9 protein-coding genes are annotated in these 12,926 nt (G+C 75.7%); 4 read left to right on the top strand and 5 right to left on the bottom strand.

Annotation, left to right across the window (positions count from 1 at the left end):
* The coding region (locus BU198_RS43245) for an AAA family ATPase (RefSeq protein WP_188295667.1) at positions 1-3,015 on the top strand (3,015 nt) is incomplete at its 5' end.
* Here the strand turns inward: BU198_RS43245 and BU198_RS05330 are convergent.
* Positions 3,016-4,179, bottom strand: a complete 1,164-nt coding sequence (locus tag BU198_RS05330; protein WP_188295666.1) for a hypothetical protein — start codon at positions 4,177-4,179, stop codon at positions 3,016-3,018.
* 167 nt (positions 4,180-4,346) lie between these two features.
* On the opposite strand from BU198_RS05330, the gene BU198_RS05325 reads away from it, so the two are divergent.
* Together BU198_RS05325 and BU198_RS05320 are read left to right on the top strand one after the other, a co-directional pair.
* Positions 4,347-5,201: a class I SAM-dependent methyltransferase gene (locus BU198_RS05325; protein ID WP_188295665.1), complete on the top strand. Its 855-nt coding sequence runs from the start codon at positions 4,347-4,349 to the stop codon at positions 5,199-5,201.
* Positions 5,198-6,250 carry an aromatic ring-hydroxylating oxygenase subunit alpha gene (locus tag BU198_RS05320; RefSeq protein WP_188295664.1) on the top strand — a complete coding sequence of 351 codons (1,053 nt, stop codon included), beginning with the start codon at positions 5,198-5,200 and terminating at the stop codon, positions 6,248-6,250. Before BU198_RS05325 ends, BU198_RS05320 begins: the two co-directional genes overlap by 4 nt.
* Before the next feature lie 437 nt (positions 6,251-6,687).
* Here BU198_RS05320 and BU198_RS05315 read toward each other — a convergent pair whose 3' ends face one another.
* The 4 genes from BU198_RS05315 to BU198_RS05300 form a co-directional block, all read right to left on the bottom strand.
* Positions 6,688-8,373: a 4Fe-4S binding protein gene (locus tag BU198_RS05315; protein WP_188295663.1), complete on the bottom strand. Its 1,686-nt coding sequence runs from the start codon at positions 8,371-8,373 to the stop codon at positions 6,688-6,690.
* 58 nt (positions 8,374-8,431) lie between these two features.
* On the bottom strand, positions 8,432-9,343 hold the full coding sequence (locus BU198_RS05310) for an AurF N-oxygenase family protein (protein ID WP_188295662.1): 912 nt from the start codon (positions 9,341-9,343) through the stop codon (positions 8,432-8,434).
* A 168-nt stretch (positions 9,344-9,511) separates the two neighbouring features.
* Positions 9,512-10,525, bottom strand: a complete 1,014-nt coding sequence (locus BU198_RS41830; RefSeq protein ID WP_188295661.1) for an RNA ligase family protein — start codon at positions 10,523-10,525, stop codon at positions 9,512-9,514.
* Between the two features lie 244 nt (positions 10,526-10,769).
* Positions 10,770-11,399, bottom strand: coding sequence for a TetR/AcrR family transcriptional regulator (locus BU198_RS05300; protein ID WP_188295660.1), 630 nt, complete (start codon positions 11,397-11,399; stop codon positions 10,770-10,772).
* A 111-nt stretch (positions 11,400-11,510) separates the two neighbouring features.
* On the opposite strand from BU198_RS05300, the gene BU198_RS05295 reads away from it, so the two are divergent.
* Positions 11,511-12,923: an amidase gene (locus BU198_RS05295; RefSeq protein ID WP_188295659.1), complete on the top strand. Its 1,413-nt coding sequence runs from the start codon at positions 11,511-11,513 to the stop codon at positions 12,921-12,923.
* Positions 12,924-12,926: the final 3 nt, after the last annotated feature.

Raw genomic sequence — 12,926 nt, 5'->3', positions numbered from 1 at the left:
CTGGCCGAGGCCGCCGACCGGGCCGTCGGGCAGCTCGCCGAGCCGGCCGCCTTCGAACCGCACCGGCAGCGGGCCGGCGAACTGGCCGAGCGCTGCGCCGGCATCGCCACCGCCGCCGAGGCCGAGCCGCTGGGCCTCGAACTCGGCGCCCAGAGCGAGGCGTTGCAGACCGTCTCGGAGCTGGTCGGCACCCTCGACCTGGCCGACGCCACCACCCGCACCGCGATCCTCGACCGGCTCGCCGACGTGCTCGGACTGCTCAACCGGGCCAGGACCGCCCTGACCGTGCGCCGCCGGGAGCTGCGCACCCGCGAGGCCGCCGCCGAGTTCGCCGCCGAGACCGCCCTGCTCGGCCAGGCCACCACCGCCGCGCTCGCCGCCGCCGACACCCCCGAGGCCTGCGACGAGCAGCTCGGCCGGCTGCTGCTGCGGATCGAGCAGCTGGAGACCCGCTTCGCCGACGCCGACCCGGCCCTCGGCGAACAGCTCACCGCCCGGCGCACCGAGATCCACGACGCGCTCACCGCCCGCCGCCAGCACCTGCTGGAGGAGCGGGCCCGGCGCGCCGACCGGCTGGCCGCCTCCGCCGACCGCATCCTCGACACCCTGCACCGGCGGCTGGCCGCGCTGGACACCGCCGCCGAGATCGACGCCGCCCTGGCCGCCGATCCGACCGCCGTCAAACTCCGCGAGCTGGCCGGGCAGTTGACCGGGCTCGGCGACCGGGTCAGGGCCGAGGAGCTGACCGGCCGGCTGCGCGCCGCCCGCTCCCGCGCCCACCGGGCCCTGCGCGACCGCGCCGAACTCGCCGGGGACGGCCCCGGCACCCTGCGGCTGGGCCGGCACCTGTTCGCCGTCACCACCCAGCGGCCCGAACTCGCCCTGGTCCCCTGGCGCGGGCGCCCCGCCTTCACCCTCACCGGCACCGACTACCGCTCCCCCGTCACCGACCCGGCCTTCGCCGCGACCGAGCGCTACTGGGACCGCCCGCTGCCCTCGGAGACCCCCCGGCTGTACCGCGCCGAGTACCTCGCCGCGAGCCTGCTGCCGGCCGCCGAACCGGGGGCGCTGTCCGGTTCGCTCTCCGGCGAAGCCGAGCTGCTGGAGTACGTCCGGCGGGCGGCCGAGCAGCGGCCGGACGAGGGCTACCAGCGCGGCGTGCACGACCACGACGCGGCGCTGCTGCTCCGCGCCCTGCTCGAACTCGGCGCCGGGGCCGGCCTGTTGCGCCACCCGGCGGGCGCCAGGGCGGCCGCGCAGCTGTACTGGGCGCACGGCGCCGACGGGCGCCGGCGGCTGCTCTGGCACACCAGGGCCCGCTCGCTCGGCCTCGCCAGGGACGCCTTCGGCGGCGCCCCCGCGCAGGGCGCGCTGGACGCCCTGGCCGCCGAACTCTCGGCCGCCGTGGCGGACTTCGTCCCCGGCGCGGACCCCGCCGGCCCCTACCTGGTGGCCGAACTGGCCGCCGCCGCACCGAGCTTCGCCCACTCGGCGGGCGCCGCCGCACTGCTCGACAAGTTCCGCGCCGCCCCCGAGTCGGCCGGCCTCACCGAGGCCCTGGCGGCGCTGCCCGAGGAGCCGGAGCTGCTGCCCGTACGGCGCCAGCTCGCCGCCGCCTGGCTGGAGTCGGGAGCCGCCGACGCCGACCCGGGCGACCTCGCCGAGGCCGCCGCCGTACTGCTCTGCCCGTCCCTGCCGCGCCGGCCGGCCGAGGGGGCGGTGGGCGCCAGGATCACCGGGCTGCTCGGCGACCACCCCAGGGTCGCCGGCGGCGCGCTCGACCTGCGGCTGGACGAACTGCTCGCCCGGGTCCGCGAGTTCGAGCAGGTCGAGATGCCCGGCTACCGGGCCTACCAGCGGCTGCGCGGCGAGCTGCTGGCCGCCGAGCACGCCCGGCTGCGGCTCGACCAGTACCGGCCCGCCCCGCTCAACGGCTTCGTCCGCAACCGGCTGATCGACCAGGTGTACCTGCCGCTGGTCGGCGACAACCTCGCCAAGCAGCTCGGCACGGCGCAGTCGTCGGGCCCGGTCGACCGCAGCGGTCTGCTGCTGCTGGTCTCCCCGCCCGGCTACGGCAAGACCACCCTGGTCGAGTACCTCGCCGAGCGGCTCGGCCTGCTGCTGGTCTCGGTCAGCGGCCCCGCGCTCGGCCACCGGGTCACCTCGCTGGACCCGGCCGAGGCCCCCGACGCCACCTCCAGGCGCGAGGTCGAGAAGCTCAACTTCGCCCTGCACGCGGGCGACAACGTGCTGCTCTACCTGGACGACGTCCAGCACACCTCACCCGAGTTCCTCCAGCGCTTCATCCCGCTGTGCGACGCCCAGCGCCGGATCGACGGCGTCTGGGACGGCGAGGCCCGCGAGTGGGACCTGCGCGGCAAGCGCTTCGCCGTCGTGATGGCCGCCAACCCGTACACCGAGTCCGGCCGCCTCTTCCGGCTGCCCGACATGCTCGCCAACCGCGCCGACGTGTGGAACCTCGGCGACGCCGTCGCCGGCCGCGAGGACCTCTTCGCGCTCAGCTTCGTCGAGAACGCCCTGCCCGCCGGCCCCCACCTGGCCCCGCTGGCCACCGCCGAGCGCGCCGACCTCGACACCCTGCTCGCCCGTGCCGGCGGCCTGCCCGGCGGCACCCTGGCCGGCGCCTGGCCCGCCGCCGAGGTCGAGCGGATGACCGCCGTCCTCTCCGGCCTGCTCCACCTGCGCTCCACCGTCCTGGCCGTCAACCGCGCCTACCTGGCCTCCGCCGCCCAGGACGACCGCACCCGCACCGAGCCCCCCTTCCTGCTCCAGGGCTCCTACCGCAACATGGCCAAGCTCGCCCAGCGCCTCGACCCCGCGCTCACCCGCCCCGAACTCGACGCCCTCCTCACCGACCACTACCGCGCCGAGGCCCAGCCCCTGGGCGCCGACGCCGAGGCCCAGCTCCTCAAGCTCGCCGAGCTCCGGGGCACCCTCACGGACGCCCAGGCGGCCCGCTGGGCGGAGGTGAAGCGCTCCTGGCGGGGTGAGTGATCAGGCCCCGCCGAGCACGGCGTCCACGAGTTCCAGCCAGAGGCCCAGCGTGGGCGCGGTCGGCTTGAAGGTGCGGTCCGAGCCGTGCAGCCGGACGTAGCCGCCGACCAGCAGGTCCGCGACCCGCTCGGTCTCGGCCGGGAGCGTGCCGTTGATGAGCTTCGTCCAGTTCGGTGACGTCCTGCTCCCGTCGTGCAGCGTCTCCAGCGGCAGCACCCGGCAGGCCGTCCAGGTGACCAGCTCGGGCGCGTACTCCAGCAGCTTCCGGTGGCCCCTGCCGTTCCGCTTGAGCAGCCGGGCGATCACCCGCTGGGTCTCCCGTCGGGCCTCCACCGCGCGCTGGATGCCGATGGCGTGCAGGCCCTCGTGCACCAGGCCGCGGTAGGCCGGACCGGTGATGTCCGACCAGAGCGCGTCCAGGCCCTCGCCGGTCTGGAGCTGGTTGCTCATCGACGGGTGCTGCACGGGCGAGAGCGCGGCGAGCGAGCGGAACACGTCCGCGGGCGTGAACCCGACCGGGTGCGGCCCGGACACGACCCCGCGCCGGGGATCGAAGTAGCTCCCCTCCTTCCGGAACTCGGCCTGGGCCCGGCGCAGGTGCGGGCAGAGCGCGAGGTTGTCCTGCGGTACGAAGGGGTTGACGCGGTGGGCGGCCCGGTCGCACATGCCGCGGGCCCGGTCGCCGTCCTCGTCGGCGACGACGACGACCCACAGCAGGGCCCTGTCGAGCTCCTCCGGGGACAGTTCGCGCGCCCGGTGGGCCACCTCGACCAGGCGCTGGAACCCGTTGACGATCCGGACACCCACCAGCCCGAGCCGCCCGGCCCCGCCCGACCAGTCGGGCTCCCAGTGCAGGCTCCGCGCACTGAGGACGACCGGTGGCCCGAAGATCCCGGCGTCCTCCGGCCGTTCACGGAGCGCGTCGGCGAAGGACCGGTTCACCGGACTGTCCGGCAGGTAGCCCCGGCGTGCCCCGAGCACCTCGGCCGCGTCCGGCCGGTCGGCCAGCACGGCCAGCTCGTTCGCCGCGATCAGCGCGGACCAGTGGTCGCCGATCCGTACGGCGTGGCGTGCCCTGAGGATGTGGCGGTCGAGGGCCGGCGGGGTGTCCGCGGCCCACGAGACTCCACGCCAGGGGCCGAGCGGCAGATGGTTGTTGTCCATAGCCGGTTCAACGCCGCGCGGGCGGTCAGGTTGCGGCGCGCGGCCGTCCCGGTCGGCTGAAAGTCGTCGCCACCGGTCCGATGACCGGATGACCCGGCGATTCCCTCCATCGGGCAATCCGCGGGCGTCGGCGATAGGAGGCGCCGGTGCGTGGGTAGCCCGGTGGCATGGGTGCTGAGGGGCTCGACCTGACCGGGTTGCGCAGGGTGTACGGGCAGTTCGGAAGCCGGTGGTTCTACACCCGGGTGGCGCGCAACGCGCGGCACTGGGGGTGGACGGAGCCCGGGCAGTCGAAGTGGCGGCTGTGGCGGGCGCAGCGGCAGTTGCAGGACGTGCTGGGGCGCAAGCTGGCGCTGTCCGCGGGGGCGCGGGTGCTGGACGCCGGGTGCGGGGCGGGGGTGGTGGCGCGGGCGATGGCGGTGCGGTTCGGGCTGCGGGTGACCGGGGTCGACGTCCTGGACTTCCACCTCGCCGAGGCGAAACGGCTGAGCGCCAGGGCCCGGATGGGTGAGCGGACGGTCTTCCGGTGGGGGGACTACCACCGGCTCCCCTTCGGCGACGGCGAGTTCGACGGCGTGTACTCGATGGAGACGCTCGTCCACTCCCCCGACCCGTCCCGGGCCCTGGCCGAGTTCCACCGGGTGCTGCGCCCGGGCGGGCGGCTGGTGCTGCTCGGACCGATCAGCGTCGGCCCGCTGGACGAACTGGAGCCGCGGCCGAGGGCGTTGATCGAGTCCTTCCTGGAGGCGATGACGATGACCGGCGCCATGATCTACCACGCCGGCAACCTCCCGCGGCTGCTCGGCGAGGCCGGGTTCGAGGTGGAGGAGGCGCTGGACGCGACGCCGTACTACACGCCCACCTTCGAGGCGGTGCACGCGTACTTCCGGCTGCCGTGGGAGGTGGCGCGACGCTTCGGCGATCCGGCCAAGTGGATCAATCTGCGGTCCACGGTGGAGATGTACGAGGTGCGCGAGCACGTCGCCTGGTACGTTCACACGGCTGTCAAGCCATCGAGGTGAACTCCGCATGGACGAGCGCTCCGCCCCGTCCGTACCCCAGTGGCTGGTTCTGCGTCGGCCGGGTGCGGGACCTGCCGCCGGGGCGGGTGCGCACCGCCCGGCTGATGGGCGAGGACGTGGTGCTGTACCGGACCCGCCGGGGCACGGTGCGCGCGGTCGGGCCGCACTGCCCGCACCTGGGCGCGCACCTCGGGGCGGGCGGGACGGTCCGCGGCGAGGAGTTGGTCTGCCCGTTCCACGGCTTCGCCTTCGGCCCGGACGGCTCGTGCACCGGCTCGCCGGACGGCGTCCGGTTCCGGGCCTCGCTGGCCCGGCGGCACCTGTGCGAGCGGGACGGCGCGCTGTTCGTCTGGTGCGGGCCGTCCGGCGGTCCGGACGCCGGTGCACCCACCTGGGAGCTGCCGCCGGCGGTCGGGGTGCGGCCGCTGGCCTGGTGGAGCGGCGAGGTGCTCTCCCACCCGCAGGAGGTGATGGAGAACAGTGTCGACTTCCGGCACGTGCGGGTGCTGCACGGCCTGGACACCCGGGAGACCGCCCCGCCCGAGCCGGCCGGCCCGCTGCTCACGGTCCACCAGCGCACCACGACCCGGTTCCCCGCTCTGGGCGCGGTGAGCCTGGAGCAGCCGGTGACCCTGGCCGGGCTCGGGATGATGCGGGTGCCGGTCGAACTGCCGCAGCTGGGCGGCACCTTGTGGGTGTGGACGCTGCCGACGCCGGTCGCGCCGTGGCGGACCAGGGTGCGCTTCGCGGTGACCGCCACGGTGCCGGTGCCGGGGGTCGGCTCGGCGCGGGCCGTCGACCGGGCGGCCTCCTGGGCGGCGTTGCGGACCGCGGTGCGGATCATCAAGCAGGACCGCCCGGTCCTGGCCCACAAGCGGTACCTGACGCAGCCCCGGCTCGTCCCCGGGGAGTGCTCGATCGGGCTGTTCCGGCGCTGGGCGCGGCAGTTCTATCCCGGGCTCCACGCCGAACCGGCCTCCGGCTTCCACGGTGAACCGGCCCCCGGGCTCCACGCCGAGCCCTGGCCCGAGCCGGACTCCGCCGGCTGAGTCACGACCGGCGCGGCGGGCGTGCCAGGCCCGGTCGGCGCGGCTGGCATTCCCCGGGTGGGGTCGGGCAGCCCCGGCACGAAGCGCCCCTCGGCCTGCCACCGCCGGGCCAGTTCGGCGTAGATGGGCGCCTCGGGGCCGGGTTCCGGCACGGGCGCCGGGGGTTGCTCCGCCCTGTTCGGGATGCCGCGCAGGATCGTTTCTTCATCCGGCTGTCCCTCCGGTACCGGCGTCCTCCCAGAACCACTCACGCCCGCCCAACGCATCCCGTCCGCACCGGGACACGGTCGCGTCAACCCGGCGGGCCGCGCGCCAACCCCCCACGGGAGCAGTCCGGTGCGCGGGAAGTCGGCCCACCCGACCTCCCGCGCACGTCTCGTACGGGTGTCCCGGACCGGACGGCGGGCCACCCGGCAACCGCTGCCGTCGGCGCCCCGCTACCGCCGGCGCCCCGCCGCCAGCAGCTCGGACACGGTGGCGAGCTTCACCCGCGGCCGCCCCTCGGCCTCACCCCGCTCGCGCTCGGCCCGGTCCACCGCGCGCAGCTCCCGCAGCCCGACCGCGTCCGGGCGCCGGCGCCGCACCAGCCGTTCGAAGTCCCTGCGGCCCGCCTCCGGGACGGGCAGCGCGCGGGCGACCGCGTCGTCCAGCAGCGCGCCCACGGTCTCCCGCGCGCAGGCCCGGTTGGCGCCGATCCCGCCGGAGGGACCGCGCTTGGCCCACCCCACCACGTACGTCCCCGGCAGCGGCCGGCCGGTCGCCGGGTCGACGACCCGCCCCTCCCGGTGGGCGACCGTGCCGGTCCGCTCGTCGAACGGCAGCCCGGGCAGCGGCACCCCGCGGTGCCCGATGGAGCGCACCACGAGACCGGCCCGCAGCACGTCCGTCGTCCCGGTGCCCTCGACCCGGCCGTCCGCCGCCAGGGTGGTCCGCTCGACGGTCAGCGCCTCGACCCGCCCGTCCCCGGACAGCCCGGCCGGCGCCGACAGGAAGCGCAGCACGATCCGCCGCCCGGGCCCTGGCGCCGCGGACCCGTCGTACGGCACCAGCGGCAGCCCGGCCAGCAGCCCCGCGCCCGACCCGGTGCCCGGCCCGCTCCGCGCCCCCGCCCCGGACTCCGCCGCCTCGATCGCCGCCCGTACCTGCGGGTGGTCCTCCACCACCACCTCGACGCCCGGCAGCTGCCGCAGCGCCAGGAACTCCGCCCTGGTCCACGCCGCCTGCTCCGGCCCGCGCCGGGCGAGCAGCACGACCTCCCTGACCCGGCTGCGGCGCAGCGCGGCCAGCGCGTGGTCGGCGATGTCGGTGGCGGCGAGCCGGTCCGGGTCGGTGAGCAGGATGCGGGCGATGTCCACCGCGACGTTGCCGTTGCCGACCACCGCCACCCGCTCCGCCGACAGTTCCACCGCGTCGGCGGGCACTGTCGGGTCGGCGTTGTACCAGCCGACGAAGGCGGTCGCGGGCAGGCTGCCGGGCAGGTCCTCGCCGGGGATGCCGAGCCGGCGGTCGGCCGCCGCGCCGACCGCGTACACCACCGCGTGGTGGTGCGCGGCGAGCTCCCGGTGGGTGAGGTCCGTGCCGATCTCCAGGTTGAGGTGCATCCGCAGCCGCGGGTCGTGGAAGACGCTCGCGAAGCTCTCCGCGATCCGCTTGGTGGACTGGTGGTCGGGCGCGACGCCGTGCCGCAGCAGGCCGCCGGTGACCGGCAGCCGGTCGATCATGGTGATCTCGGCGCTGGTGCCGCGCAGCAGTTCCTGCGCGGTGTACCCGGCGGACGGCCCGGTGCCGACGACGGCGATCCGCAGCGTGCCGAGTTCGCCGGGCAGGCTGCGCGGGAAGCCGGGCGCGCCCCAGGCGTGGTCGCTGGGGTGGTCGCGGAACCAGTCGCGGTTGAGGTCGCCGAACACGGTGTCGGGACCGCGCAGCCGGTCGACCGGGAACACCGCGTCCACCGGGCAGGCGTCCGCGCAGGCGCCGCAGTCGATGCACGCCGCCGGGTCGATGTACAGCATGTCGGTGGTGCCGAACTCCGGCTCGTCCGGGGTCGGGTGGATGCAGTTGACCGGGCAGACGGACACGCAGGAGGCGTCGTTGCAGCAGGTCTGGGTGATCGCGTAGGCCATGGCCGGGTGGGGTCCTCGCTGCGCGTGGGGGGATGGGACGGCGTGTTCCGGCGCTCCGTCAGAGCATGTGCACCCGACGGTAGACGGCGGCCGAGCGGCCGGTGAGCAGCCCGGTCTCGGCGAGGAAGGCCATCAGGTGCCGGGAGCTGGTGCGCATCATCGCCTTGCGGTGCTCGTTGGCCCGGGCCTCGGCGAGCGCCCGCTGCACGTCGAGCCCGGCGGCCTTGTACACGCCCGGGTGGACCATGCTGCTGACGATGACGTACGCGCCGACGGCGATGCCGGTGGCCGAGGCGCGCCGGCGGGCCGGGCTCGCGTGGCGCATCCGCTCGCGGATCTCCTGCCGGGCGAACTTCATGTGCCTGGACTCCTCGACCACGTGGATCCGGGAGGTGCCGCGGACGATCTCCAGCACGTTCTCGCCGCGCATCCAGTCGCGCTGCATGACGTCGAGCACCTCTTCGGCCACCAGGATGCCGCCGTAGGCGAGTTCGCCCTTGGCGAGGGCCTTGAAGGCGCGTCCGGCCTGGGCGATCACCTTGTTCGGCCGGTAGGCGGGGACGCCCATCTTCGCGCAGGCGCGGGCGAACATGATCGAGTGCCGGCACTCGTCGGCGATCTCGGTGAGGGCGAACTGGAACTCGGCGGTGGCGGGGTTCCTGAGGTACTGGTCGCGCAGCACCATCTGCTGGAGGATCATCTCAAACCAGATGCCGGTGTTCATGATCGAGCAGACCTCGTGCCGGGTGAGCGTGACCCGCTGCCGCTCGGTCATCCCGTCCCACAGCCGGGTGCCGTAGAGGGTGCTCCACTCCGGGTTGAGGCCGTAGTGGTCGTCCGGGAGCGGGGCGTCCCAGTCGATCTCGGCCGAGGGGTCGTAGGAGAGGGCGGCGGCCGACTCCAGCAGCCGCTTCGAGACGTCGTCGTCGGCCTCGGTGTGACCGTGCCCCGTCTGCCGGGTGAGCGCCATGGCTGCCTCCAGGTTCCTGCTCCCGCGGGTTCCCGCCCACCCGCTTATTAGACGGACAGTACAATAAGAGCCGGTCGCCGAGAACCCCCTGCGCGACAGTGACCCGGCGTGCGGCCGTACGGCGCGCGCCCCCTGCGGGTCCCCCGTTCCGGCCCGCTCCGCCCCCGGTCAGCCGCCGCGCCGGTCCTCCGTGTCGAAGGCCGCCAGCGCCCGCGCCCCCGGCTCCAGGGCCTGGCGCAGTGCGGCCAGGACGGAAGCCTCCAAGCCGCCCAGCGCCTCGGCGAGTTCCTCCGCCACGTCCTGGGCGATCTCGGCCGCCACCGTCTCCGCCGGGGTGCGGGGCCCGAGTTTGCTGACCGCCGCCGCGGCCCGGGCGGGGGTGAGCAGGGCCGAGGCCTGGACGAGGAGCCAGGCCGGGACTCCGGCCGAGCCCTCCGGCGGGGGGAGGTACGGGCGGGCGCCGTCGTAGCGGTCGTCCTCGGCGAAGGCCCGCTGCTTCACCTTGACGAGCGGGCGGGCCGTGGCCGACTCGTGCCACTCGCCGGCCGGCTTGAGGACGTAGCCCTCCGCGAGGTTGTCCGGCAGCTCGGGCAGGCCGAACAGTGCGGGCACCCGGCTGGGGTAGCGCACCGGCAGGTCGTGCAGGGAGTTCAGGGGGCCGTGTCCGAGCAGGGGCACGCAGGTGAGCCCGGCGGCCCGGGCGGCGGTGCGCAGCGTACGGTCGGCGATCCACCAGCGGCCTTCGGGCGTCTCGACGGTGGCGTCGAACGGCAGCCAGCGCAGGCCGGGGGCGTACCAGACGCCGGTCTGGACCGGGTCGGCCCCGGGGACGGCGGGCACCCCGGGGTGCGGGTAGCGGCCGCCGGCCAGTTCGCCGTAGACGGTCACCACCGCCGAGGGGCCCCGGGCCCCGCGCAGCGCGGCGGCGAACCTGGCCGCCGCGACGGACAGTCCCGGCCAGATCCGGCTGACCCCGAAGAAGCCGTCCAGACCCTCGTCGTCCAGCAGTTCACGCCGTTTCGCGGCCCGTACCGCGCCGCCCTCGCAGACCACCGCGAAGTGCGCCCCGTGCACCTTCTCCGCCGCCGTCCACTCGCGGCTGCCGGGCCCGCCGGAGCGGCCGCGGGCGGGGATCTTGGGGTAGGGCCGCAGCTCGGACCCGTCGAATACCGTCTCTGACACCGCTTCGGACACCGTCTCGGACACGAACGGAATCCTCGCCGCCCGGCCCGCCGCCTGGCAACAGGGATTCCCGGCGGCGGGCCGGGGCGCGCCCCGCAGCGGGCGGGGTTTCAGCGGGCGGAGGTCCGGCGGGCCGGCGGCATCGAGGCGCGCAGCCGCGCCACCAGGGTCAGGCCGGGGACGGCGCCGCGCTCGCGCAGTCCGGCCGCGACGCAGCCTTCCAGCAGGACCCCCGCGGCACCGGTCAGCAGCGCGCCCAGAGCCCGGCCAGGTGCGCGTGCAGGACCTCCTCCGCCTCCGCCGGGCTGCGGTGCCCGACCAGCACGTGCGCGGTGAGCCCGTCCGCGAGGGCGAGCAGCGTACGGGCCTCGGTCCGCGCCACCACCGAGCCACCCGCGGCCTCCCCGCCGATCACCGAGCCGCCGACGACCTCCCCGCCGGCGGCCTCCGTGACCAGCCGCACCATCAGCTCCTCCAGCGCCGCGTAGCTGCTCCGGAGGGCCGCCGCCAGTGCCGGGTTGACGGCGGCCCCGGCGACGAAGGCGAGCCAGATCCTGGCCTCGGCCCGGTGTTCCTCCCGCAGCAGTGCCATCTCTCCCGCCACCAGGGCGAGTTCACCGGCCGCCGACTGCGCGGGGCCGGCCGCGAGCCGGCTCCGCACCCGCTCGGTGACCCGCTCGCCGACGTGCCCGACGGCGAACAGGAGCATCTCCTCCTTGGTGTGGAAGCAGCGCTGGACGGCCCCCATCGAGACCTCCGCCCGGGCGGCGACGTCCCGCAGGGTGACGCCCTCCAGCCCGTGTTCGTCCACCAGCAGGCAGACCGCCTCGGCGATCCACCGGCGCCGGCCCTCGTGGTCCACCTGCTTGGGCATCTACGACCTCCTCGGTACGTCCCCCGATATTCCGATGCAAGCGTATCGGCTTCCGGGCTATCGTTCGCTTTCCGATGCGACCGCATCGGAAAACGAGCCGAGGAGACCCTCATGCCCCTGTGGAGCAGGCCCGCCACCGAACTCGCCGCCGCCGTGCGCACCGGCGAGGTGTCGGCCCTGGACGTGATGGACAGCCACCTGGCCCGGATCGCCGAGGTCAACCCCCACCTGAACGCCGTCACCCGGCTCCTCGCCGACCGCGCCCGCGCGGCCGCCCTGGACACCGACCGCCGCCGGGCCGCGGGCGAGCCACTGGGCCCGCTCGCCGGCGTGCCGTTCACCGTCAAGGAGTGCACCCCGATCGCCGGCGTGCCCACCACCTTCGGCACCCCGCGCTTCCGCGACCACGTCGCCACCGACGACGCCGTCCCGGTGGCCCGGCTGCGCGCGGCCGGGGCGATCCCGATCGGCCACAGCAACCTGCCGACGCTGATCCTCGCCGGGATGCACACCCGCAGCGAGCTGTACGGCGACACCCGCAACCCCTGGAACGCGCGGCGCACCCCCGGCGGCAGCAGCGGCGGGGACGGCGTCGCGGTCGCCGCCGGGATGGCCCCGCTCGGACTCGGCAACGACTCCGGCGGCTCGGTCCGCGTCCCCGCCTCCTTCTGCGGGGTCGCCGCTCTCAATCCGACCACCGGCCGCTTCCCCGCCGACCAGCGCCTGATCGGCCCGGACGACCCGGGCCCGGCTTCCCAGGTCCTGGTCACCGACGGCCCGCTGGCCCGTACGGTCGCCGACCTGCGGCTCGCCTACGAGATCCTGGCGGGCACCGACCCGCGCGACCCGCGCGCCGTGCCCGTCCCGCTGTACGGGGAGCCGCCCACCGCCCCGGTCCGGGTGGCCGTCGTCGCCGACCCGGGCGGCCGCGGCGTCCACCCGACCGTCCGCCACGCCGTCGAGACGGCCGCCGAGGCGCTGCGCGACGCCGGGTACGACGTCCGGGAGGTCCCCGACGTCCCGCGCATGGAGGAGGCCCTCGACACCTACTACCGCCTCACCAACACCGAGTTCGCGCCGAGCTGGCCCGCCGTCCGGCAGCTGCTGGGCGAGGGCGGCGACCGCTTCATCGAGCTGACGATGCGCATCGCCCCGCCCGCGGACGCCGCCGGGCTGATCCGGCTGATGAGCACCTGGATGGGCATCCGCCGCTCCTGGACGGAGTTCCTGCACGAGTACCCGCTGCTGCTGGGGCCGGTGTTCACCGAGCCGCCGGTCGAACCCGGCCTGGAGTCCAGGGACCAGGCGGGCCGGGACCGGGTCGCCGGCGCCATGCGGCTCTGCTCGGTGACCAGTTTCGTGGGCGTCCCGGCCGTCGCCGTGCCCACCGGCCTCGACGCGGACGGCCTGCCCACCGGCGTCCAGCTCGTCGGCCGGGCGTTCCGGGAGGACCTGTGCCTGGCCGCCGCCCAGGCCGTCGAGGACCGCCTCGGCACCCTCACGCCGGTCGACCCGCAGCTGTAGGCC

The organism is Streptomyces sp. CBMA156 (assembly GCF_014596515.1).
Taxonomy (GTDB): Bacteria; Actinomycetota; Actinomycetes; order Streptomycetales; family Streptomycetaceae; genus Kitasatospora.
Note: the sequence above shows the minus strand (reverse complement) of the source record. Positions and strands in the feature narration are given on the sequence as shown.